The sequence below is a fragment of the Neorhizobium vignae genome, assembly GCF_000732195.1.
GTDB classification, from domain to species: domain Bacteria; phylum Pseudomonadota; class Alphaproteobacteria; order Rhizobiales; family Rhizobiaceae; genus Neorhizobium; species Neorhizobium vignae.
Genome location: NZ_JNNU01000032.1, coordinates 1 through 21,698, shown reverse-complemented (window position 1 = coordinate 21,698; position 21,698 = coordinate 1). Strand labels below are relative to the sequence as shown.

Sequence of the window (21,698 nt, the reverse complement as noted above, 5' to 3'; positions counted from 1 at the left end):
TCGAAGGAGATATCCCCATGACACACATCAAGATCAGACTCGCAGCAGCTTTGGCTCTTGGGATCTGCGCCGGACCTGTCGCTGCACAGGATAGCGCGTGCCCTCGGGAAGGCGCCGATGCTCCTCTCGCACTCCATGCCGACTGGATCATGAAGGGCTGGGAACGCCATGAAGGCGATGGCAATTTCGTCTTCGCAGAGAAGCTGAACCGGTATTACGACCTGGAAAACACCAAAGGAGTTTTCTACGATAATTTCGCGCCTGGCAGCACACAGCTCTTTGACAACTCGGCTCGCTACGGCGCCAACTGGGAGGCGTTGCAGAACGCTGCCCGATCGGTTCGCCACGGCTTGACCGGAGGTAACGACGCGATCGTCGGCGACACGGCCGCTTCGACGACGCTCGGCTTCGTTGGCCGCATCGATCGTCTTGACGGCAAGGTAATCGCTTTTGATGGCCGCTCGCAGCTGGGCTGGGAGTGCACCGCTGGCAAATGGAAAATCCGCCATGAACTGAACTACGCCTGGATCGTCGAGCCCGAGACCATTCAGTCGTTCCTGGGCAAGACGGAGGCGGCACAATGACCATCCAGCCGCTCTCGCACCCTTATGTCGGCATGTGGGAGACCGCAGATGGTCGCATCCGGCACCAATTGCTCCCGAATGGCCGCTACGACGAGGCGCGCGGGTCCCGCGGAAGTGCGTATCAAGGACGATACGAGGTGTCCGGAAACCATATCGAGTACTGGGACGATACCGGCTTTACCGCCGACGGCGATTTTGTCGATGGCGTCCTGTACCACGCGGGAATGGTTCTCTATCGCAGGCGGTAGTCAGGTCATGATGACGCCGGCAAACCCTGCCGGCGTGGTCGGTTTTCTTTCGATGGAGTAATTGCATCATCAATGGTGGTTGTCGGCGGGTGAACCGGGACATTCCATTGACGCTCCAGGGAACCTTAAGCAGCTATGCCCGGCTTCAAGAGAGGGTCCGCATTGGCAAACATCGAAGCATCCCGTCAAAACGTTTTGACCCCACCCCCGGCTGTTACCGGTAAGCCCAGTTATCCAGCGGCCCCCGTGCCTGAACTGGAAGAGGTCATTGCAACGCCCGAGCGGACGTCCCCGCTCGGGCTTGAACAGTATATAGCCGGTCGCACGCTTGTCAGTGGCGATAGTCCGGCGTGGACTGACATGTTCGTGCAGGTCTATTCTCGGCTCAACAAGCAGAAGCCTTTTCTCGTTCCCGCTGTTGCCGAACCCCTGATCGTCTGGGTGATGTCCGGAGAGGCCGTTGTCGAAGAGCGGGACCTCGACGGAGACTGGGTCGCAAACACAGTCACCGTTGGCGACTTTTTCCTGACCCGATCCTCCAGCCCCTACGAATTGCGTTGGCACGCGATCGGAGATGCGCCCTTCCAGGTTATGCATCTTTATCTCTCCGTCCCGCTGTTCGAGCGCGTTGCCTACGACGTGCTGGGCTGCGCCGCCCCACCTGCACTGCGCGACATCTCCGGGGGCAAGGACACGCAATTGTCACACCTTCTCGCATTGATCCATCAGGAGCTGACGTCTGAAGGGAAGGGGAGCCAGCTGTTCATCCACGGCCTTGCCCAGACCCTCGCCGTGCATCTGACCCGCAATTATGCCGCAAGCGAAGCCCCCGACGATCGCCAAAATGCGCTTCCCGGCTTCAAGCTGCGTCGCGCCGTCGCCTACCTCGAAGAAAATCTTGCCGAGCCGTTCAATCTCGCGCAGCTTGCCGAAACGGTGGGCATGAGTGAATTCCATTTCAGTCGTCTGTTCAAAAAGGCGACCGGGCTCTCGCCCTCGCGCTACTTTATCCGTCAGCGCACAGCCCGGGCACAGCTTCTCCTGCAGGAGACGGATACAAGCATCATCGAGATCGGCATGTCCGTCGGCTATTCAAGCCCAAGCCACTTCGCCCAGGTCTTCCGTCGCGAAACCGGCCTGCCGCCGAGCCACTATCGACGAGGATAAATTTCGACCTGTCGCGATTTCGAGCAAGATCGCGACAGGTCGAGCAAGGCCCCGAGAGAAGGGCGCCGATGAACGGCTTAGCTTCCTCCTTGTCAAAACGAAACGCCCACCGCGGTGGTGGGCTTCGAGACAAGGAGTGAAGACAATGACCAACCTTAACGGAAAGATCGCACTGGTCACCGGCGCATCGAGTGGCATTGGCGCTGCTACCGCCGTCAAGCTTGCTGAAGCCGGCGCAAAGGTCGGTATCGCTGCACGGCGCACCGACAAGCTCGAAGATCTCAAGAAACAGATCGAAGCCGAGGGCGGAGAGGCCCTTGTGATCGAGATGGACGTGGTTGACACGACCTCGGTCGATACGGGTGTTAAAAAGCTCATCGACGCATACGGTTCGATCGACATCCTCGTCAACAATGCCGGCCTGATGCCACTCTCCGATATCGACCAGTTCAAGGTCGACGAGTGGCAGCGGATGGTAGACGTGAACGTGAAGGGCCTGCTCAACACGACGGCCGCCGTTTTGCCCCAGATGATCAAGCAGCACTCCGGCCACGTCTTCAACATGTCCTCGATCGCCGGTCGCAAAGTCTTCAAGGGCCTGTCGGTCTACTGCGCCACGAAACATGCGGTGACGGCTTTCTCTGATGGCCTGCGTATGGAAGTCGGTCAGAAGCATGGCATTCGCGTAACCTGCATCCAGCCGGGCGCCGTTGCCACCGAGCTTTACGACCACATCACAGATCCGGGCTACCGCAAGCAAATGGATGAGCTGGCCGGCCAGATGACCTTCCTTCAGGGCGAGGATATCGGCGACACCATCGTCTTCGCAGCCCAGGCCCCGGCCCACGTGGACGTCGCCGAACTGTTCGTCCTGCCAGTAGAACAGGGTTGGTAACAGACCTGCCCTGAAGGGTCCTTGCATTGATGCAGGGACCTCTCAACGGAGATTGTCATGAAGGAATTACCCGTATCTCAAGCATATCGCGTCCTGGAACCTGGCCCGATCGTCATGGTCTCGACGAGCGATGACGGCGAGATGCATTCCGAACCTACGACCAGCGCCTCCGTCCGTTCGCGGAGGAGGTCCAGAAACAAGCGATCGACTTCGGCGTGGAGATGTTCGCGCCAGCACTCAGGAAGCGCTCGACAGGCGCAATGCCGAATTGGCTGGAGGGTAATGGCATTCAGTGGCTTTATCGTCAGACGCCAGCGTCAGTTGGTCGAGCGAACAGTGTAAAGACTTTCACTAAATCACCGTTTTCGGCGCGTCCGCGGAACGGCGCTTGGCTTGTTGGTTCCAACATGGGCCAGCACCAGCGTGTGTCAGCCAAGCGGTACGAGAACTCGACGTCGTTTCAATTCAGCGAGGCGGCGCGCAACGAGACGGGCGCGGCCTCCTCAGTTATTCTTGTGAACAATGCCGGCATCGCGCCAGCACTGCCGTTGAGGCAGACAAATGAGGTCGCTTTCGACGAGATCATGACGATCAATTACAAAGCCCCGTTCGTCTTGATCCAGGCGGTGGCGGATCACATTCGTGACAACGGCCGTATCGTCGGCCCCGATCCACCCCGCCTATGCTGCCTGCAAGGGCGCACTGGAGACATTGACATTGGCGCTGGCACCTGAGTTTGCTTCCCGCGGGATCACCGTTAATGCCGTGTTACCCGGAGTGACGGAAACCGACATGAATGCCGAGTGGCTGGCATCACCGGAAGCCCGCGCTGGTGCCGAAGCTCTCTCGGTCTTCTCACGTGTAGGAAAGGCAGAGGACGTTGCCGATGTCATCGCCTTCCTGCATCCAACGACGCACGTTGGACGACGGGACAGATGATCGATGCAACAGGTGGTTCCCGGATCTAGCTTTCCGAGTTCACCATGTTCACACCAAGCGGGGATGAATCCCTCATCGCGTGAGTTGGAGCTATAGGGGGTGCGTTTCGTACCCCGACGAACGAGGGTCGTGCTTGTTGAGCGCGATCTTGATTGTCAGACGGGCAACTCACTTCGAAACCAGGCGGCTCCTAAGCGCATCGATTTTGAGTAATGTCGCCAATCCTCTCACGGGTGCGTTCGCAATCCCAATCATCGCGGGATCCTTGTCCGAACATACAGGCCGGAGCACGGCGTGTGGAATACCTCCAAAATCAAGGAGAAGGTTTCCTGGCGACGCGGCTCTCGGAACTTGTATTCCGTCAAGCGCTTCAGGATCAAACCAAAGCCTAAGGGATCGAAGAGTGTTAGCAAGCGGTTGTTTGAATTGAAAAAGTGAGACGTTAATTCCATTCGTGACACACTTCGCGCTACGCGTCGCGGCTTAACGCCTGCGGATCCAATGGAACTTCCGATCAACCGGCTCGTTTCGACCGTCAGTAAAGGGAGGTCGCATATGACAGACGCCGAAGACGATAATCACAAGGTCTGGAATCTTGCCGAGAAGATCGGCTTCTGCATGCTCGCCACGCAGTCGGGTACGGATCTGAAGGCGCGTCCGATGGCTGCTTATGCGGAGCGTATCGAGAATGCCTTCTATTTCTTGACGGACGTCGCAAGCCACAAGGACGACGAGGTGTCTCGCCATCCGAATGTCTGCCTTGCCTTTGCCGATTCCAAGGGCCAGAAATACGTGTCCATCTCGGGCGTCGCCGAGGTGCAGAACGATCGCGAAAAGATCCGGGACCTCTGGGCGACGCCAGCCAAGGCTTGGTGGGACAGCCCCGACGATCCGTCCATCCGCATCCTCAAGGTCACGCCGTCCTCGGCGGAATACTGGGACAGCCCCGGAACGGTGATCAGCTACATCAAGATGGCCGCCGCCGCTGTGACCAGTTCGAAACCTGACATGGGTGAGAATGCCAAGGTCCAGATGTGAGCCCGAGGGAACAGCGGCGAGCCCGCCGTCCCCCGGGCATGGCGACTGCCGTGGCCGCGCGGCAAGGTGAGCATGGAAGCCTGAATGGAAGCGTTCGTTGAATCGATGATGCAGACGCTCGGTCCGCTCGGGATCGCGCTTCTGATGTTTCAGGAAAACGTGTTTCCACCCATTCCCTCCGAATTGATAATGCCGCTCGCCGGTTATCTCGCAACCCGCGGCGAAATGAACATCGTCGTCGTGATCGCGGCAGGAACGGCGGGTTCCCTTCTCGGCACGCTGCCCTGGATGATGGCCTTGCCCGACCTGCCGTGACCATCGCTGTCGCCGAACGACTGGGCTGCCCGCCACGCAACGAAGCCAAGAAGGCATAGCCCGATCGTCGCGACCCACAATCGTCCGAATGGCTGCTCGAGAAGCGCGGCCAACGCCGACTTCATATCGGCTTTTGCGCCCGCAATTCCCGAAAACAGCGCAAGACTAGCGACGAGAATGAACACGATGCCTCGTGCGGCGTATCCGAGCTTGGCGAGCAGTTCGAAGTGGACGTTGGTGGACATGGTAGGAGCCTGTCGAGTTCGAGGGACCGACCCTGAACGCTTGAGTCGGAAGAAAGTTTGAGACGCCGCCCTTAGAAAATAGGCCCACCGTAAATGGCTCTTAGTCCCGGTTCGCTGGGTAAACCGATTATTGGGGGACCGCGCCGAAGGTTTGATCGACTTCAGAGATTGTGGCTTACGAATTTTCCCCCACTGGTGCTCCGTACCGGCTTTGCGTGGCGGGTCACGTCGCCAGGGGATTTGGGACAGCGTCACCATCACTCGCATTCTGCCGTCCCGTCGAGGCGCCATTCGGCCCGCCTTTCCGTTTCTTCCGGAACCAATTGCTTATTCAAAGGTTCATGTGCCGCAATTAGGAGTACCGATATGAAAAAGATCATCATCACGACAGCCATGATTTTCGCCGCCTCGACCGCCGCCTTCGCGCAGTCCGCCGCGGAGAGCACCGGCGCGAACTCGCTGATCGGCAGAGCGCCGACGACAGAAGACTTCGTCATGCAGGCGTCTGCTAGCGATATGTTCGAGATCGAGTCGAGCAAGCTTGCGCTGCAAAAGGGTGACGACCAGACGAAGGCGTTCGCGCAGCAGATGGTCACCGATCACGAAAAAACGAGCACCGAGCTTAAGGCGCTGCTGTCCGGGGCCAAGGTGAAGGGAAACCCGGTCACCGCACTGACCAAGGATCACAAAGAAGAGGTAGACGAACTCGCCAAGCTTTCCGGCGCCGAGTTCAAAGAAGAGTATTTCGACGATCAGGTCGACGCGCATGAAGACGCCGTGGATCTATTCAAGCGTTACGCTGAAGGCGGAGAAAATGCAGAACTGAAGGCGTGGGCTGCAAAAACCCTGCCGGCGCTCGAGCATCACTATAAGATGGCTCAGGACCTCGATAAGTAACCCCATGAGTACCTTGTCCAGCCTAACGGTGTGAGCTTCGTTTTCCCGGCGACCACGGATGTACTGGCGTCGGTTGAAGGCGAGCGGCAGAGGCCGGTGCGAGTAGTCGCTCCGGCCTTTCTGAAGCTAAATTATTGAGTCTGATTAACCACCAGCGGGACAACAAAAAATCAGCCGTCGGCTGTCCACGAGCGAACGCGGACAACAGCATCAACGAATTCCCGTGGCCGCTCCCAGGGCAGGTTGTGGCCGCATTCCAAGACGCGGTGCTCATGCCGCGCTTTGAACATGAGCGCATGATCGGCGGTTCCACCCGGCTTCAGCGGGTCCTGCGTTCCGTCAAGGGTGATCGCGGGAACGATAATAGGCGGTTTTTCCGCCAAGCGCTCCTCAAGATGAGCCAACGCCGGGTCTCCCGACGCATTTCCAAAGTCGAAGCGATAGGAATGTATGACCACATCGACAAAATCGGGATTATCGAACGAAGCAGCTGTTCGATCGAACATGGCCTCGGTGAAAGACCAGCCTGGCGACCATTGCCGCCAAAGGGCTTTGCAGAGGTCGTGACGGTGAAGCGAGAGGCATTCGCGGCCACGCTCGTGCTGAAACAGGTGTTGATACCAGACAGCGTGCTCGAGTTCCGGGTGATAGGCGTGGCGAAGGCGCTCGACGTCGATAATGTCATAGCCTGCGTAAGACACCAAGCCTGCCGTTCGCTGGGGCCATAAAGCTGATGCGACACACGAGGCAAGGCCGCCCCAGTCATATCCAGCCAGAATTGCCTTCTCGATACCAAGAGCGTCCAAAAGTTCGATGATATCCCTTCCCAGCGCGGCCTGCTGGCCGCTACGCATTGTCGAATCCGCTAGGAAGCGCGTGGGACCAAATCCGCGCAGATACGGGACGATTACCCTTGCTCCGGCAGCTGCCAGGTCAGGGGCGACCTCGTCATATGCGTGGATGTCGTAAGGGAAACCATGACTAAGCACCACGGGCCAGCCTTCTGGCTTGCCGTGCTCGTAGTAGCCTATTTGAAGGGTGCCGGTGCTGATGGTTCGCACGAATTCTCTCCGATGACAGTTTGCTAGTTTAGTGAAGCCAGCCCTGCTTCACTGGCATGCTGAACATCGCAATGTGGAAGCCTATTGTAGCTGCTGTTCAACTACCGCGGCGAAATAGGAAGCGCCAAAGGGCAGGGCTTCGTCGTTGAAGTCGAACCAGGCACTGTGGAGGATCCGGCCATTGTCATCCGGCCCATTGCCGATCCATCCGTAACATCCCGGCCGCCCTTCCAGCATAAATGCGAAGTCCTCAACGATCATCGTTTGCGGCGGGTTCGTCTCAACCCTGTTAAATATCGACAATGCTGCCGCTTCGGCAGACTTCGCTGCTGCCTGCGAATTGACAAGGGTTGGGTATTGTTGAGCGTAGGAGACTGTCGAGCTGGCGCCTGTCGAGGATGTGATGCCGTCCACGATGCGACGTATCGCTGGCTCGGCGGCCGCGCGTGCCTGAGGGGAGAAAGCTCTCACCGTCCCGCGAATGATAACTTTATTGGGCAAGACATTGTAGGCGTCGCCGCCATGGATCTGGGTGGCGCTGACAACGATTGAATCGAGCGGATCGGTATTTCGCGCCGAAATCTGTTGAAGAGCCACTATGAGATGACCAGCTGTCAGAATAACATCCGCTCCCTTATGAGGTTGTGCCGCATGCATCCCCTTCGATAAGACTTCGATCTCAAAGCTATCGCCGGACGCCATCATGGGGCCCGCCTTGACGGCGAACGTACCGACATCCATTCCTGGCCAGTTGTGCAAGCCGTAGATCTCGTCGCACTGGAACCTGTCGAACAAGCCTTCCCGGATCATCCGCGCAGCTCCACCGTCTGCGCCCCCCATTTCCTCTGCTGGTTGGAAGATGAAAGCGACCCGGCCGGCGAAGTTACGAGTCTCAGCAAGATAGCGGGCAGCCCCGAGAAGCATCGTGGTGTGACCATCGTGTCCGCAGGCGTGCATAACGCCATCGCTGCGTGAACGGTGGTCGAACACGTTGCGTTCCAGGATTGCTAGCGCATCCATGTCGGCGCGTAGGCCGATGGCACGCTCGCCGTCGACATTCCCGCGCAAAATGCCAACCACTCCGGTTCCGCCGACACCCTCTGTTACTTCAATGCCCCAGGCGCGAAGCTTTTCAGCGACGAACTTTGCTGTCGCATACTCTTGATATGAGAGCTCGGGGTTGGCATGGAGATGATGGCGCCACTCGGTCATTTCATCTTGAAAGCCCGCGATCCTGTTGATGATCGGCATTTTTTCTTCCTTTATTGTACAGCAACATGGGCGCGCCGTAGGTGATCAGTCAGCAGAGAACTGGCGCTAGCCTGGTCGCCGGCTCTGCACGCCTCGAGCAATCGACGATGCTCGTCGGCTGAATCAGATCGGCGTGCACCGATTGAATTGGCGATGACCTCCGCAAAAGCTGAAGCAGTGTTGATCTGCTGGATGGTCCTCATCAGGGTCTCCCGGTTCGAGGGGCCATAGAGGGCGCGGTGGAAATCCCAGTTCAGTTGAGAAAGCCTTGAAGGTTCCTGTTCGGCCTCTGCGGCGTCGAGCACCATTTCCGCCTTGGCAAAGTCTACCTTCGTGAGACGAGGGAGGGCTGATTGAAGTGCAAGAGGTTCCAACAGCATTCTCATCTGGAAGAGGTCATCAACCATTCCCTGATCCAATATCGCGACCCTGGCACCTTTGAACCCAGCGACCTCCACCAAACCGTCTTCGGCAAGTGATTGAAGCGCGTGACGCAGTGGTGTCCGACTCACATTAAGCCGCTCACATAGCGCGTCCTGGCGCAGCGGCTGTCCAGGCGTAAAGACGCCGTTCAGGATCAGCGTTCTGATCTCCTGAGCAACCAATACGGCCTGCGTATTTTTCGGATCCAATTCCATAATTGGATCCAATCTGATTTTGCGGAGACTGTCAACCGGGCTACAGACAGCAATATCAGCAAACGTGGAACCTTGGCCGCGAGGTTCCGTCGGTGACGCCTGCTAGGGTACGGCGGGCACTAGGTCTTAACGAGACGAAGCGATAGACGGGGCGCGCGGCGCTTGCCGTCCTATTTCGTGCGAAAGGACCCTCGTGATTTTCCTCGCCCCTGCTTTAGCTGTGGGTGCGAATTAGAAGGAACTTGACCTGCCGCCAATGGCTGCCTCCTCGCTGGCAAGCATTAGATCTTCCGGGTATAAGCCTCCGAAGAAACCTCTAGAAAAGAACTGTCGGTAGCCGAGAGAAAAAGTGTGAGCGAGATAATCGCCAAGTGTCATTGCGGCGCCGTCCAGATTCGGGTGCCTGAGCTTCCGGCCGAGATCACCCACTGCAACTGCTCGCTATGCAGACGATATGGAGTTTATTGGGCTTACTACAGACTGTCGTCCGTGCAGGTTTTGTTGGGCTCCTCCCTCACAGACATATACGCTTGGAACGGCAGGCATGTCGATTTTCATCGATGCCGCAAATGCGGCTGCCTCACTCATTGGCGTCCCCGTGACCCTAAACGGGATCGCTTCGGCCTCAACGCGCGGCTCATTGATCCACAATTCCTTGCCTCCACTGTCATTGTTCGAAAGGATTCGGCCGGAACGGGACTGTTCTTCTAGTGAGCCGACCTGCGAAGCTGCCACATGGCCGCGCGCTCGCACAACGCCGGCCCAAGGTCGCAAGGATGAGCGAGGCATTCGGGTCAAAAGGCGTTTCGCGGCACTGACCAGTCCGAAGCTATCGCTCGCCGAGCCTCACGCATTTTATCGTTTCATAGAATATCCTTGTCTGATGGACGGCTGCTATCTCCGAAGGTCGCTTGGACGCTCTGACTGTTTCTCTTCAACCCAGCCGTGAACGGTGACGACGGCGTCGGGAAAACCACCTGGATGAAAAATCGCGGCCGTCGCATTGCTCCCACGGTGGCGGGTCCTCGCGTTGGGAGATAGCAATATCAACGCCTGCTCGAGATCCGGAGCTTCGCATCGGCAAAACAGAGCGACTTCCAACCCGGGCCAGAGCAATTGTGCGGTGCGGTGACGACACGTTGAGATCCCGCACGGCAGATCGCCCAGGTGGTAACAGGATTTGCACGCTGCCGGCAGGTTCGACCAGACTCCTGCGGATAAACCGTCATGATCTGAGATGGTGGCGCGAAAACTCCCTCGCAGCCAGCAGCACTGGCATAAGCGCCTGGCCAAGATCGGTCAGCCGGTACTCCACATGAGGAGGCTGCACACTGAAGTCGTGCCTTTCGACGAGACCGTCAGCCTCGAGGTCACGAAGCTGCTGTGTCAGGACCTTCTGGGTGAGGGCTGGCATGTCACGCAGGAATTGCGAGCTGCGCATCGATGGCTCTGCGAAGAGCCGGAACAGGATCTGCAGCTTCCATCGTCCCTTCAGTGCCTGCAGCACGCGGCCCACATGGGCGACGGAGCCGTCCGGACCCAGGCATGTGGTCCGCTCATCGTGCTCGATAGGCACTTTTAAGTGCGTAATTGCCTCATTCATGTCGCGCCTTCATATCTCGCCTCGCTCACAACATAGGGATGCCATTATGGATCTGAAACTGGAAGGAAAGATCGCGCTGGTGACGGGCAGCAGCAAGGGCATCGGCGAAGGTATCGCTCGCGGGTTGGCACGAGAGGGGGTGGTCGTCATCGTCCATGGCCGCAACAGAGCGAAAGCCGAAGAGGTCGCGCTGGACATCGTCGCGGAAGGCGGCCGTGCGTATGTGGTGACAGGCGATTTGACGCGAAAGGATGACGTGCAGCGCCTGATCGCTGACGCTCAGGCCTTTGAACGGCCCGTCGAAATCCTCGTTAACAATGCCGGCGGCTCTGGTGGGACGGAGGACTGGGCGACGACGCGTGCGGAAACCTGGGCGGCATGCTACGATCGCAACGTGCTTGCGGCCGTCAGGATCACCGCCGGCTTGTTGCCCGCAATGCGTGCCGCGAAATGGGGACGGATCGTCAGTATCTCCAGCCTCGCAGGCATGATGCCGCCTGCAACACGGCCGGATTATGCGGCGGCCAAAGCGGCGATGATTGCCATGACCGCTTCGCTCGCCAAGGCTGTTGCGAGCGATGGCATCACGGCAAACACGATATCGCCTGGAACGATCCACAGCGTCAGCCTCGACCAGGCATTTCGCAAGGCTGCAATTGCACAAGGGCTTAGCGCCGATGCGCCATGGCCGGAGATCGAGCAGAAGGTATTGCCTCTGTTCGCTCAGGTTCCGATGGGGCGGGTGGGCACGCTTAAAGAGATCGCCGACGCCGTTGCTTTCCTCGTCAGTCCACGGGCCGGTTACATCACGGGCGCCAACCTGCGGCTTGATGGCGGGCTCTGGCCGGGAGTTTGATCTACCCTGCGTTCCAACTGCCTGGTCACTCGGGAACATAGCGTGGGTAGGTCTTCTTGCTCAGGCGCGCGAACTCCAGGTCAATCTCAGTGGTCGCGAAGGGCTCACCCCGTGTCGTCTTCGCCAATATATTGCCCTCAGGATCGATGATCCATCCCAGCCCGCACAGTTCGCCGCATCTCCTGGTGGCCACCAAAGTTTCCGCGCTCCCTCAGAGGAAACCGCGGTTTCAGCTGCTAATCAGTGCGTCCGGTCCAGCGTGGTCCGCCTTCCTCCAACAGTTGCATCGGATGTTCTCGACCAAAGAATCGGCTGGGACCGGCTGCCCGGTTTGTCCATCCTAACCGATGCCATTCTAGCACCGGGGGAGCGGGAGCCTTCCATCCCATCGATCTCCGACCGCTCTTGTTCTGCCCCCAACCTGAGCAAAAATCGGTACGCCATCGGACATAAGTCTGACGGCGCATCGAACACTTGCGACGAGCACGGCAAGCTTTGTATTATCTTCGTGATTGGAGCAGCAGGGGGCTGCGGTGGCATTTTCATCGTTCGACACTTTGGAGCCAAGTGATCTTCGGTTCCTCAGGACATTGCTGGAAGAGGTTTGTGGCGAGAGATCGGTCACACTCGATCATCCCGATGCGGCCAATATCGCGCGCGAGCTCGTGAACTGGTACTTGTTCGGTGTGAGGCATCCAAGTCAGCTTAAGGTGATGCTCGAACCGCTATAAGTTAAAAATACTGCGTGGCGGGTGAACGGGCGACGCCGGGGACGTTTGATGTTTCCATAGTCTCGTTTGAGGATAGCGGAACTTGTCCCCGAGGACAGTGAAAAAGGCCCTATTTGTACGATAACGTACATTGCGTATTCCAAAGATGTTTACCTTCGAATAGAAGCCTTCCTTAATATACGAGGCACTAAACTGCCAGGAAATAGGGGTAGGTCATGCGTCTCGTCACCAAAATCAATCTGGCACTTCTCGGGGTTGTTGCCATCTCAGCGGTTCTGAATTTTGCGGCGCTGCGGATGGCAGTCCTGCCAAGCTTTGCGGCGCTCGAAGCGCAGGCGGCGGATCAGAACCAAAGCCGTGTCATCGAAGCGATTGAGCTTCAGAAGGAGCAAGTTGCTAATAGCGCTGGCGATTACGCCATTTGGGACGACACCTATGAGTTCATGAAGGGTCAAAGCGATGAGTACGAGGAGAAGAACGTTACGGCGGAATCCCTGAAGACGCTAGGGGTTAACTACTTCTTGGCACTCGACAACGACGGCAAGATCGTCATGGACAAAGGCTTCAGGTATGGGGGCGAACGACCGGAGCCACTCAAGCTGTTCCAGACGGATGCGATCAACTCGGGGAATGCTCTGGTCGCCAAACAGGATGAGATCAAGATCCAGTCGGGGCTGATGCGAACAACGGAGGGCGTGATCGTTGTGGGCTACGCGCCGATCTTGCGATCGGATCGTAGCGGCGAACGCGTAGGAATTCTGCTTCTTGGTCGCATTCTCGATACAAGCGCGATCAAGGCGGCGACGAAGGTGGACTTTGAGCTACTGCAGCCTGGCTCCATGATGGTGAATGTGAGATCATCTGACGCAGCCTCCTTGAACCGGGTTGATCAGCTTGCCGGTTTCGATGGCACCCCGGTTGCTACGCTTGTTTCCACCACCCCCCGCGATATCACCGCGGTCGGCAAGCGCACGATTTTGACGACGATGCTTTTCCTTCTGGGAGCCGCAGCGTTGCTTCTTCTCGCGCTCGGCTTCGTAATCCGCAAGATCGCGGTGAGCCGTATCGAGAAACTCCGATCTCATCTCAATGCTGTCGCTTTGACGGGAAATCTGGCGACGTTGCCAGAGGATGGCAGAGGCGATGAGCTGAGCGAGACACTGCAATCCTTCAACGGAATGGCGCGACAGCTGGCCGAGTTGCGGGACAAACTCCGTCGGCAGGACTACGAACATGGCGCTGCCGATCAGGCGGCGGGTTTGCTCCATAATGTTCGCAACGCCATGAGCCCTGTTTCTGCATTGGCCTGGCACCTTTCTAGACAGAACGAAACGACCTCGCGCCAGAACCTTGCGAAAGCAATTGATCAGTTGAAGGATCCCGACCTTGCTCCCGATCGTGCGGTCAAACTCAATCAATTTGTGGTGCTGTCTGCCGGTCGTTTGCTAGAGGACAGCACGAAGAACCAGGAAGATCTGCAGTCAATGGTAACGATGCTGCGTCACATTGAAGACATCCTGAGAGAATCAGACGCATCCGCACAGCATGAGCGCGTTGCTGAAGAGATCGATCTTCAACAAACCATTGTCGACGCTGCGCGACTGGTGGGGCACCGCGGTACGGTCAAGGTCAAACTGGACGGCATGCGTGATGCAGCTGTCGTCGGTCATAAAGTTCCGCTCGACCAGGTAATTGCCAACATTCTCATCAATGCGGCGGAGGCCATAGAACTGTCTCCCAATAAGATGGGCTATATCGAAATCGCCACGGAACACGCTGTATCGGATCAGGGAAACACGCAGGTGGTTCTCCATATCCGCGACAGCGGGATTGGCATTGAAACAGCTAATCTCGATCGCGTCTTCGAAAAAGGCTTCAGCACCAAGCGCGACGGAAAACGAGGTCTTGGGCTGCACTATTGTGCGAACGCGATCAACGCCATGGGTGGTAGGATCATGGTGGAGAGCGCGGGGATCGAGCAGGGCACGACCTTCAGCATTATTCTTCCCGCACTTCAGACGAACAAGGCTGCTGCCTGATGACCAATGCTCTATTGCGCCGACGAATTCTTGTCTGCGACGACGAAACCGGTGTCATCGAAGCGTACCGAAGAATTCTATCTGATCTTGTCGAAGGTGCCAGCGCGCAGGGCGAGGTGGCGCTCGACGCGCTTGCAGCTGATCTTTTCGGCGAAGAGGTGGCACCTATTATAAACAGGGCCGGAATTGACGATATCGTTTACTGCCGGCAGGGCGACGAGGCGGTTGCCGTATTCGGAGAGGCCGCATGCAAAGGGGAACCCTTCGCCGCGGTCTTTCTCGATGTCCGGATGCCGCCGGGTTTTGACGGGGCGGAGGCGGCACGACGGATGCGGGCGCTCGATCCTACGATCAACATCGTGATGGTGACGGGATATTCCGATCACCGGCCGGCTGAAATCGCAGAAATTATCGGGGCACAGGACCGCCTGTTCTATCTGGTGAAGCCATTTGATGCGGATGAGGTCCGGCAGATGGCGACGACGCTTGTCCACCGGTGGACGAGCGACATGCACACCGCCGCCGAACTGGCCGGGCGCCTTCGAGAACTGGAGAAGGTCAATCGAGCACTGCAGGTCAGCGAGGCGTCGGCCCACCGAGCTGCGCGGCGCGACCCATTGACAGGATTGCTGAACCGGAAAGGACTGCAGGAAGCCTTTGAAGTGGCGATGTCGGAAGCCAGTAAAGGAGACGGCGAAATCTTCTTCGCGTATATCGATCTCGACCGGTTCAAGATGGTGAACGACGTGCACGGTCACGCCGTTGGCGACCGTTTCATCTGTCAGGTGGGAGATCGCATCGTCTGCGCGACGGGACAGGATGGCTTTGTCGCACGGTTGGGCGGTGATGAATTCGCAGTCGTAATTACCAAGGGTGAGGAACTGGATAGCTTACTGAACCGGCTCTTGCGGATTGGTGATGTCCCTTTTGCCGAAGCGGGTTCCGAGTTACCGGTGAGCCTTTCGATCGGATACTGTCGATGCGACGTCGTCAGCGACAGCCTGTCGGACGCTATGCGGCGCGCAGACCTGGCGCTCTATTCCGCTAAGGCGGCCGGCAGAGGTTCCGCTGGAGGCTATGACAAGAGCCTCGACGACGAATTCCTGCGCAGCCAGGTGATCGCTCGCGACCTGAAGACCGCCATCGGGATAAACAGCCTGCAGCTGCACTATCAGCCCTTGATGAGCGCCGACGGCTGCAGGGTAACAGGACTTGAGGCCCTCCTGCGTTGGACCCACCCGGAGCGTGGAGATGTCTCGCCAGCGGTGTTCATTCCGATCGCAGAGCAAAACAACTTGATGATCGAGCTGGGCGATTGGGTATTGCGACAGGCCATGCGGGATATCTGCTCTTGGCCCGATGTTGTGACCTCCGTCAATCTTTCCGCTGTCCAATTCAGCCAGCCGCGCTTCGCCGAGCGTGTGATCGACCTTGCAAGAGCTGCGGGAATATCACCTGCGATTATAGAGTTCGAGATTACGGAAACCGCCTTGTGCGCCAACATAGTCGATTTCGCGCGCCAAGTGGAGAAACTATGTGAAGCAGGTTTCAGGCTCGCACTTGATGATTTTGGGAGTGGTTATGCTGGTATCGGCTATTTGAGCCAACTGCGTTTCAACAAGCTGAAGATCGATCGATCGTTCGTCAGTAACCTGCGCATCAAGCCCAACGCTGAACGGATGATACGGTCGATTGTCGGGCTAGGTGAAGCCATGGGGTTGACAGTGACCGCGGAAGGGGTCGAAGAGGCGTTCCAGCACGAGCTTTTACGCGCTGCGGGTTGTGATCAGATGCAAGGCTTCCTTTTCCACCGGCCGTGCAGCAGAGAGGCTGTAATGCAGCTTTTGGATCGTCAGCGCATAGCGGACCGGGCCGCTTGAGAAGATAAGGGGATCGTATGATCGGTGTACGGCCCGCAGGTGGCAGGAATGCCCGGACGAGAGGACCATTTGAGCCATTTTGCTGAAGCAAGAATTCTTGTCGTGGACGATGAACCAGACCTGTTGGCGGCGTATCGGCAGGTTTTCGGCGGGATCGTCGCGAAAGCCAACGATGAGCTCGCGGCGCTCGAAGATGAGCTGTTCGAATCGGTTTCGGAAGAGCCCGCGATAGGGACAACTATCGCAGGTATTGATCTGTGCCGGCAAGGTGACGAAGCACTCCGGTGGTTTGAAGCACGACAAGGCGAGATAAGCCAGTATCCAATTGCATTCATCGATATGCGGATGCCGCCCGGCATCAATGGCCTCGAAACGGCCAAGAGGTTGCGGCAGCTCAGCCCTGACATCAACATCGTCGTTGTCACAGGCTACTCCGATCACCCGCCGCACCAGATTGCTGCCGAAGTGGGTGGCGCCGATCGATTCTTCTACCTTGTAAAACCGTTCAATCCCGATGAACTGCTCCAGCTGGCAACCGCGCTGATCCATAGATGGAACTCGGACAAGATGGCCGTTGCCGCTTTGTCTGAAAGGGAGGCGAAAACGCTCGAGCTAGAGAGAGAAATTGCACAGCTGCGCGCACAGGTGAAGGCAAAGCCAGAACCACCCGAATCGAACGCCGTTGTTATCGATCGTCCCGACTCCGTGTTTTTATCCGCACTACCTCCGCCCGAGGCGCGGGACGTCGCTTTCCGTGAAGGTAAAGCGGCGTACGGCCGCAGGGATGGGCTCGCTTTCTGCCCCTACAGCGCATTGAAGCAGCCGGAACTATTCTTGTCTTGGGTATCAGGCTACCGCTCGCTTGATAACGACGCCTAACTCCCTTCTGAACCGCGCCGGTTGCCGGAGATCCCAACTCGTGAGAAGTAGGTCTATGACAAGCAAGACGACGACAAGTTTTCTCCTGAAGACCGCACCAGCGCCGTTCGAATGGTGACGGAGCATGAAGCCGAGCACCATTCGCGGTGGGCCGCAGTATCTTCGATAGCGTTGCCGAATGACCGGGAATTAGCGGAAATGCTGTCCTAGATTTAGTGAAATCCATGTCCGCGAATACCGAAACCCGCATCCTGAGGAACCGATGATGGCGCCGAGGGTGAGGGCGTTGCCGCCATTGCGGATCCCAAGGGCCTAACGAAGCTGCCGGTCCTGCAGAGACGGCATCACTTTGCTACCGACTTTGACAAGAAGCCGGTGATGACCATTCCAGGGCAAACTGCCGCGATGATAAACACAATGCCGGAGGGAGCTAAGTCTGACAACACGATTCAGCTTAGTTCTTTTTGAGCAAGGTACGGCGAGCTGCTAGTGGCTGCCCGAAAAGGCTCCGTGCCTGAAGAAAACCCGCTTCCAAATCCCATACAAGATGATCGCTGCGGCACCGATGAGAATGCCGAGAATAGCCTGCAAGAAAGACGTGGCGAACCAGCTTGTCATCCGCGGAAGAACGACAAGCGTATGTTCGACAAACCCCGCAATGCCCTCGATCACGTGTTCCGGCTGATGGAGCCCCATCTGCGCCAGGCTGTGGAGGATAATGCTGCCGCCCACCCACAACATCGCCGTCGTGCCCACCATCGCAAGAATTGTCAAGAGCACGGGCACGCCTTTGACGAGGCCCGTTCCGATGATTCTTCCGACCACACCTCCACTTCGCGTCAGGTGAAGACCGATATCATCAGCTTTGACGATCAAGGCGACGACACCGTAGACTGCTCCAGTGATCAGAACCCCGACAGCCGCCAGAACTGCGGCTTGAGAGTAGACGGTCGACGTCGAAACGCCGGCGAGCGTCAGCGCCATGATCTCGGCCGAGAGGATGAAGTCGGTGCGGATCGCTCCCGCGACCTTGTCGTCCTCCAGCTTGGCCGGGTCGAGCGACTCCTCTGGATCTGAAGCATGACCTGAGGCATGCGGAACGAGGGCCTCGTGAAGCTTCTCGGCACCTTCGAAGCAGAGGTAGATACCGCCGATCATCAGCAGCGGCGTGATCAGCCAAGGCGCAAAGTATCCCAGGATGAGGCAGATCGGCAGGAGAAAGATCAGCTTGTTCTTCAAAGACCCAAGCGCGATCTTGCCGATGATCGGAAGTTCGCGGGCAGGGGGCAAGCCGACGACATATGTCGGCGTGACAGCCGTGTCATCGATAACGACACCCGCCGCCTTGACGCTGGCTTTGGCCGTCTGCGCCGCGACGTCGTCAACCGATGCAGCGGCAGCCTTTGCAATTGCTGCAACATCGTCGAGCAGTGCGATCAACCCGGTCGCCAATGTCTCTCCTATTCGTCTTCAAGCAGAGGCAGCGTACATAGCGCCCATCGCTGCAGTGGGAAGGGATTTTTTGGGCGACTACAGCCATCCCGTCCTTTTGAACCGGTAATAAAGGATCGCGCAGAGCGACAGGATTACCACGAGCACGACATAATAGCCGTATTCTGTCTTCAGCTCCGGCATATGCTCAAAGTTCATTCCATAGATGCCTGCAATCGCTGTCGGTACCGCGAGGATCGCCGCCCAGGCGGCGAGCTGACGGGTGATGGTGCCCTGTCGCTGCTGTTCGAGAAGGTTTGACGCCTCGAATACGGACGTGATGACTTCCCGCAAGCCCGACATCATGAATTCCACCCGACGGACGTGATCGAGGATGTCACGGAAATAGGCTTTGGCATTGTCGTCGATACAGGGTAGCTCCAGGTTTGCCAGCTTGCCTACGACTTCACCCATGGGTCCCAAAATGCGCTGGAACTTGATGACCTGCCGCCGCATCCGGAACAGCCGCCTGATCTGCTCGCGCTCCAGGAAGGAGATCAGCATGTGCTTCTCCATCTCCAGGACTTTATCTTCCAATGTCTCGACCATCGGAAGATAGCCGTCGACGACAAAGTCGATGATCCCATGCAGGACGTAATCAGGACCATGATCGAGGAGTTTTGGCGAATGCTCCAGCTGCTTGCGTAATTCCTTGTGCGACTTGGCGGATCCTTGGCGCACCGAGACAATGTAGTGTCTCCCGACAAAGATGCAGGTTTCGCCATAGGCGATCTTGTCGCCCTCGAGGTGAGCCGTCTTGATGATGACGAAGAGCTGATCGCCGTAGACCTCGACTTTGGGCACCTGCTTGCCGTTCAAGGCATCCTCAACCGCGAGCGGATGCAAGCCGAACATCGCCTTCAGTTTCGTCATCTCCTCGACAGTCGGCTCGGCAATCCCGATCCAGGCGAATTCGCCATCGACCTGCTGGAACGGTTTGTCGCTGAGGGGGAGCTCCTCGGCCCGTTCACCGTCGCGATAAATGAAAGATGCGATTACAGTCATGGAGATCCATCACTAGAAGTCGGGTGGGGACGCACGGCAGGTTGCGGGTTTACCCTGCCGCGGGACGGGCGAAACGCGATCGCGTCATCTTCTATTAGTCGGCTGGGGGGCGGTCGCAGAGGTGTCGCGTCAGGTATAATCGGACCGGTCGATTTCCACCAATGACCGTCATTTCAGGCCCGGACTTGAGCCTTCGACTTGCCGGTCTTGCGGTCCTGCCCGAGTTCGTAGCTCACCTTCTGCCCATCCTGCAACGACCCACCGCGGGTCACAGCGGAGATGTGCACGAACCATCAGCGCCGCCGTTGTCCGGAGTAATGAAGCCGAAACCCTTATCCTGGTTGAAAAACTTGACGGATCCTGTTGCCATGTCTCTGATCGTTCTCGCCGCACTTTGCAGGCTTGATTACCTGTGCGCTAAAGAGATGGAGCAGCGGCCGCTCTAAAACAAGCTCGACTGCGACACTTGTCAACGAGTAAGCGCGGGGACTCGATTGCGAAATCTCTGCATGGAATGTTCGGTTGCTGCATTCTGAAGGTTGGCCAGCCCTTCGCAAGCGTACGGAATTTCTTCAGAAAAAAGCAAAGGCTGTGGCGGCGCCTCGCACGAGAAAGAACGTGATACCCAGAGCGAGTGCCGTCAGAGCGAGGCCAATCAATACCAAAAGACCGTCGCGTTCTATCATTCCCAAGGCAATAAAACAGATTGCCACCACGGGAGCGAGGTTGCCGAATGGGATTGGTAATGCGACCGCGACCGCAAGAACGAAGATCGGCAGAGCGAACAAGAAGCCGAGCCGCTCTTTCGCCAGAGGCTCCAGCCGCCCGGGTCGGACCAGCTGCTCAATCCGGACCACAATCGGCGTTGCGTACCGCTTCAAGTCTTCGAACGCCTTCACCGGCATCTTTCGCTGTTTGAGGAAACCAGGAAGCCAAAGGCTCCTCGCTCCCGCGCCGAACTGTAGGGCGACGATTGCCAGTGCAGATCCGAACACCATTCCAAAAGGACCGGGGATAGGTATCAAGGCCGGTAACGCCAAAAGCAGCATGACAAAACCGAAGCCGGATTTGCCCAGGTGCAGCAGCGCCTCGCCGATCGTCAGTCCGCCTTTTTCCCGGGCCAGATCGACAAGACCGGAAAGCATGGTGGATGCCGTGCTACTCGCGCCGCCACCGTTACGGTTTTCCGCTTCCGCCATCCTTAACCTTCAGCTTCTTCTCTTCTTTCAATGTGGAGCAGGCCAACGAGAGCCGAACAATCGGGATGGCGCCCGTCGAACAACTGACCTGGCGAAGTCCATCCTGTTGCGATGCCCAACGCCATACCAGTGGCCCAGCCTGGATTTTCGCCTGCTCGCTCGAGCAATTGCGGCCCGTGAACAGCAATGCATCGCTGCGATTGCTGCAAGGTCTGCAGAGGCAGGTTCGCAGCCTCAACCCGCTGGCGGATCTCGTTGTGCAGCGGATCGATCACGAACAGCGCAAACAGCCAGGCGAAGATTTCCGAGATCATGCATCAACCTCTTTCCGTTTCGGCAACGATATCGAGACGGTCCGACATCACGACAGAGCCGAAGCTGTCGTCAGAGGGGCCCGGACCAGCGGGTCGGAAAAGATGTGGTGGCCACCTCGTCGCTTTCAAGGGTGGGAATTTGCGCGGTCGAAATGGCCAGACAGGACAGACGCCGAGTTCGCTAGTGCGCATGATGCCATCCTGGCGGCCGTCGATGGCCGTGTCACACCCGATGAGGCCCGCATCAAATTCGAAGTTGCGCTGAAGAGCGCGGGGCTGAGCTGAACGCCGCATGTAGAATGCGCGTCCAAACAGCGGAACATCTAATGAGCTATCCGTGGCTGAGTGGCTGACGTCATTAGTAACTCAACCTCGATCCTATTCCGCATCTTACCGCACTGGATTTCGATTGCGGTGGCAGGC

At 57.7% G+C, this 21,698-nt stretch carries 21 protein-coding genes and 4 pseudogenes; 15 read left to right on the top strand and 10 right to left on the bottom strand.

Annotation, left to right across the window (positions count from 1 at the left end):
- The first annotated feature begins 17 nt into the window (after positions 1-17).
- The 8 genes and pseudogenes from GQ59_RS28550 (at position 18) to GQ59_RS28520 (ending at position 5,186) form a co-directional block, all read left to right on the top strand.
- Entirely contained in the window at positions 18-584 is a 567-nt protein-coding gene (locus GQ59_RS28550) for an invasion associated locus B family protein (protein ID WP_037087935.1), read from the top strand.
- Positions 581-832, top strand: coding sequence for an Atu4866 domain-containing protein (locus GQ59_RS28545; RefSeq protein ID WP_037087932.1), 252 nt, complete (start codon positions 581-583; stop codon positions 830-832). The genes GQ59_RS28550 and GQ59_RS28545 overlap by 4 nt, the downstream gene beginning before the upstream one ends.
- 162 nt (positions 833-994) lie before the next feature.
- The gene (locus tag GQ59_RS28540; RefSeq protein WP_037087929.1) at positions 995-1,999 is read left to right on the top strand and encodes an AraC family transcriptional regulator; all 1,005 of its coding nucleotides are present in this window, start codon (positions 995-997) and stop codon (positions 1,997-1,999) included.
- Between the two features lie 145 nt (positions 2,000-2,144).
- A complete protein-coding gene (locus GQ59_RS28535) occupies positions 2,145-2,894 on the top strand; it encodes an SDR family oxidoreductase (protein ID WP_037087926.1) in 750 nt (249 codons plus the stop codon).
- 57 nt (positions 2,895-2,951) lie between these two features.
- Positions 2,952-3,035, top strand: a pseudogene (locus tag GQ59_RS33190) (flavin reductase family protein); the annotation flags it as partial.
- A 320-nt stretch (positions 3,036-3,355) separates the two neighbouring features.
- Positions 3,356-3,862: pseudogene (locus GQ59_RS28530) on the top strand (SDR family oxidoreductase); the annotation flags it as partial.
- A 526-nt stretch (positions 3,863-4,388) separates the two neighbouring features.
- On the top strand, positions 4,389-4,871 hold the full coding sequence (locus tag GQ59_RS28525) for a pyridoxamine 5'-phosphate oxidase family protein (protein WP_037087923.1): 483 nt from the start codon (positions 4,389-4,391) through the stop codon (positions 4,869-4,871).
- An 84-nt stretch (positions 4,872-4,955) separates the two neighbouring features.
- Positions 4,956-5,186, top strand: a complete 231-nt coding sequence (locus tag GQ59_RS28520) for a DedA family protein (RefSeq protein WP_051904253.1) — start codon at positions 4,956-4,958, stop codon at positions 5,184-5,186.
- On the opposite strand, the pseudogene GQ59_RS31475 reads toward GQ59_RS28520, so the two are convergent.
- A pseudogene (locus GQ59_RS31475) lies at positions 5,162-5,431 on the bottom strand (DUF1206 domain-containing protein); the annotation flags it as partial. The gene GQ59_RS28520 and the pseudogene GQ59_RS31475 sit on opposite strands and share 25 nt — an antisense overlap.
- A 366-nt stretch (positions 5,432-5,797) precedes the next feature.
- On the opposite strand from GQ59_RS31475, the gene GQ59_RS28515 reads away from it, so the two are divergent.
- Positions 5,798-6,328, top strand: coding sequence for a DUF4142 domain-containing protein (locus GQ59_RS28515; protein ID WP_037087921.1), 531 nt, complete (start codon positions 5,798-5,800; stop codon positions 6,326-6,328).
- 170 nt (positions 6,329-6,498) lie between these two features.
- Here the strand turns inward: GQ59_RS28515 and GQ59_RS28510 are convergent, their stop codons facing one another.
- The 3 genes from GQ59_RS28510 to GQ59_RS28500 form a co-directional block, all read right to left on the bottom strand.
- On the bottom strand, positions 6,499-7,389 hold the full coding sequence (locus tag GQ59_RS28510) for an alpha/beta fold hydrolase (RefSeq protein WP_037087919.1): 891 nt from the start codon (positions 7,387-7,389) through the stop codon (positions 6,499-6,501).
- A gap of 81 nt (positions 7,390-7,470) precedes the next feature.
- Positions 7,471-8,640 (bottom strand): M20 aminoacylase family protein, encoded by a 1,170-nt coding sequence (locus tag GQ59_RS28505; RefSeq protein WP_037087916.1) that lies wholly within the window; start codon positions 8,638-8,640, stop codon positions 7,471-7,473.
- An 11-nt stretch (positions 8,641-8,651) separates the two neighbouring features.
- The gene (locus GQ59_RS28500; RefSeq protein WP_051904252.1) at positions 8,652-9,278 is read right to left on the bottom strand and encodes a GntR family transcriptional regulator; all 627 of its coding nucleotides are present in this window, start codon (positions 9,276-9,278) and stop codon (positions 8,652-8,654) included.
- A gap of 351 nt (positions 9,279-9,629) precedes the next feature.
- Here GQ59_RS28500 and GQ59_RS33725 point away from each other — a divergent pair, with 351 nt between their 5' ends.
- Positions 9,630-9,989, top strand: coding sequence for a GFA family protein (locus GQ59_RS33725; RefSeq protein ID WP_490396650.1), 360 nt, complete (start codon positions 9,630-9,632; stop codon positions 9,987-9,989).
- 514 nt (positions 9,990-10,503) lie between these two features.
- Here GQ59_RS33725 and GQ59_RS28495 read toward each other — a convergent pair.
- A complete protein-coding gene (locus GQ59_RS28495) occupies positions 10,504-10,881 on the bottom strand; it encodes a winged helix-turn-helix transcriptional regulator (protein ID WP_037087909.1) in 378 nt (125 codons plus the stop codon).
- 46 nt (positions 10,882-10,927) lie between these two features.
- On the opposite strand from GQ59_RS28495, the gene GQ59_RS28490 reads away from it, so the two are divergent.
- The 4 genes from GQ59_RS28490 to GQ59_RS28470 all read left to right on the top strand — a co-directional run bounded on the left by GQ59_RS28490 (position 10,928) and on the right by GQ59_RS28470 (position 17,266).
- Positions 10,928-11,737, top strand: coding sequence for an SDR family NAD(P)-dependent oxidoreductase (locus GQ59_RS28490; RefSeq protein WP_037087906.1), 810 nt, complete (start codon positions 10,928-10,930; stop codon positions 11,735-11,737).
- A 946-nt stretch (positions 11,738-12,683) separates the two neighbouring features.
- On the top strand, positions 12,684-14,507 hold the full coding sequence (locus tag GQ59_RS28480) for a CHASE4 domain-containing protein (protein ID WP_037087902.1): 1,824 nt from the start codon (positions 12,684-12,686) through the stop codon (positions 14,505-14,507).
- Positions 14,507-16,387, top strand: coding sequence for a putative bifunctional diguanylate cyclase/phosphodiesterase (locus tag GQ59_RS28475; RefSeq protein WP_037087900.1), 1,881 nt, complete (start codon positions 14,507-14,509; stop codon positions 16,385-16,387). The genes GQ59_RS28480 and GQ59_RS28475 overlap by 1 nt, the downstream gene beginning before the upstream one ends.
- 69 nt (positions 16,388-16,456) lie before the next feature.
- Positions 16,457-17,266: a response regulator transcription factor gene (locus GQ59_RS28470; protein ID WP_037087898.1), complete on the top strand. Its 810-nt coding sequence runs from the start codon at positions 16,457-16,459 to the stop codon at positions 17,264-17,266.
- Positions 17,267-17,752: 486 nt separating this feature from the next.
- Here GQ59_RS28470 and GQ59_RS28465 read toward each other — a convergent pair whose 3' ends face one another.
- From GQ59_RS28465 to GQ59_RS28450, 5 genes and pseudogenes are all read right to left on the bottom strand, one after another.
- Positions 17,753-18,718, bottom strand: a complete 966-nt coding sequence (locus tag GQ59_RS28465; protein WP_051904251.1) for a DUF808 domain-containing protein — start codon at positions 18,716-18,718, stop codon at positions 17,753-17,755.
- A 78-nt stretch (positions 18,719-18,796) separates the two neighbouring features.
- A complete protein-coding gene (gene corA / locus GQ59_RS28460; RefSeq protein WP_037087896.1) occupies positions 18,797-19,762 on the bottom strand; it encodes a magnesium/cobalt transporter CorA in 966 nt (321 codons plus the stop codon).
- 173 nt (positions 19,763-19,935) lie between these two features.
- Positions 19,936-20,132: pseudogene (locus GQ59_RS31470) on the bottom strand (cold-shock protein).
- Positions 20,133-20,334: 202 nt separating this feature from the next.
- A complete protein-coding gene (locus GQ59_RS28455) occupies positions 20,335-20,961 on the bottom strand; it encodes an exopolysaccharide biosynthesis protein (protein WP_037087894.1) in 627 nt (208 codons plus the stop codon).
- Positions 20,962-20,963: 2 nt separating this feature from the next.
- Positions 20,964-21,275: a CAP domain-containing protein gene (locus GQ59_RS28450; protein ID WP_037087892.1), complete on the bottom strand. Its 312-nt coding sequence runs from the start codon at positions 21,273-21,275 to the stop codon at positions 20,964-20,966.
- A 102-nt stretch (positions 21,276-21,377) separates the two neighbouring features.
- On the opposite strand from GQ59_RS28450, the gene GQ59_RS33660 reads away from it, so the two are divergent.
- Positions 21,378-21,560, top strand: coding sequence for a DUF982 domain-containing protein (locus tag GQ59_RS33660; RefSeq protein WP_037087889.1), 183 nt, complete (start codon positions 21,378-21,380; stop codon positions 21,558-21,560).
- Positions 21,561-21,698: the final 138 nt, after the last annotated feature.

What these genes read in the sequence shown, in the direction of transcription:
- GQ59_RS28550 (WP_037087935.1), top strand. Translation starts at nt 18, where the DNA reads ATGACACACATCAAGATCAGACTCGCAGCAGCTTTGGCTCTTGGGATC.
- GQ59_RS28545 (WP_037087932.1), top strand. Translation starts at nt 581, where the DNA reads ATGACCATCCAGCCGCTCTCGCACCCTTATGTCGGCATGTGGGAGACC.
- GQ59_RS28535 (WP_037087926.1), top strand. Translation starts at nt 2,145, where the DNA reads ATGACCAACCTTAACGGAAAGATCGCACTGGTCACCGGCGCATCGAGT.
- GQ59_RS28525 (WP_037087923.1), top strand. Translation starts at nt 4,389, where the DNA reads ATGACAGACGCCGAAGACGATAATCACAAGGTCTGGAATCTTGCCGAG.
- GQ59_RS28520 (WP_051904253.1), top strand. Translation starts at nt 4,956, where the DNA reads ATGGAAGCGTTCGTTGAATCGATGATGCAGACGCTCGGTCCGCTCGGG.
- GQ59_RS28515 (WP_037087921.1), top strand. Translation starts at nt 5,798, where the DNA reads ATGAAAAAGATCATCATCACGACAGCCATGATTTTCGCCGCCTCGACC.
- GQ59_RS28505 (WP_037087916.1), bottom strand. Translation starts at nt 8,640, where the DNA reads ATGCCGATCATCAACAGGATCGCGGGCTTTCAAGATGAAATGACCGAG.
- GQ59_RS28500 (WP_051904252.1), bottom strand. Translation starts at nt 9,278, where the DNA reads ATGGAATTGGATCCGAAAAATACGCAGGCCGTATTGGTTGCTCAGGAG.
- GQ59_RS28495 (WP_037087909.1), bottom strand. Translation starts at nt 10,881, where the DNA reads ATGAATGAGGCAATTACGCACTTAAAAGTGCCTATCGAGCACGATGAG.
- GQ59_RS28490 (WP_037087906.1), top strand. Translation starts at nt 10,928, where the DNA reads ATGGATCTGAAACTGGAAGGAAAGATCGCGCTGGTGACGGGCAGCAGC.
- GQ59_RS28480 (WP_037087902.1), top strand. Translation starts at nt 12,684, where the DNA reads ATGCGTCTCGTCACCAAAATCAATCTGGCACTTCTCGGGGTTGTTGCC.
- GQ59_RS28475 (WP_037087900.1), top strand. Translation starts at nt 14,507, where the DNA reads ATGACCAATGCTCTATTGCGCCGACGAATTCTTGTCTGCGACGACGAA.
- corA (WP_037087896.1), bottom strand. Translation starts at nt 19,762, where the DNA reads ATGACTGTAATCGCATCTTTCATTTATCGCGACGGTGAACGGGCCGAG.
- GQ59_RS28455 (WP_037087894.1), bottom strand. Translation starts at nt 20,961, where the DNA reads ATGGCGGAAGCGGAAAACCGTAACGGTGGCGGCGCGAGTAGCACGGCA.
- GQ59_RS28450 (WP_037087892.1), bottom strand. Translation starts at nt 21,275, where the DNA reads ATGATCTCGGAAATCTTCGCCTGGCTGTTTGCGCTGTTCGTGATCGAT.
- GQ59_RS33660 (WP_037087889.1), top strand. Translation starts at nt 21,378, where the DNA reads ATGTGGTGGCCACCTCGTCGCTTTCAAGGGTGGGAATTTGCGCGGTCG.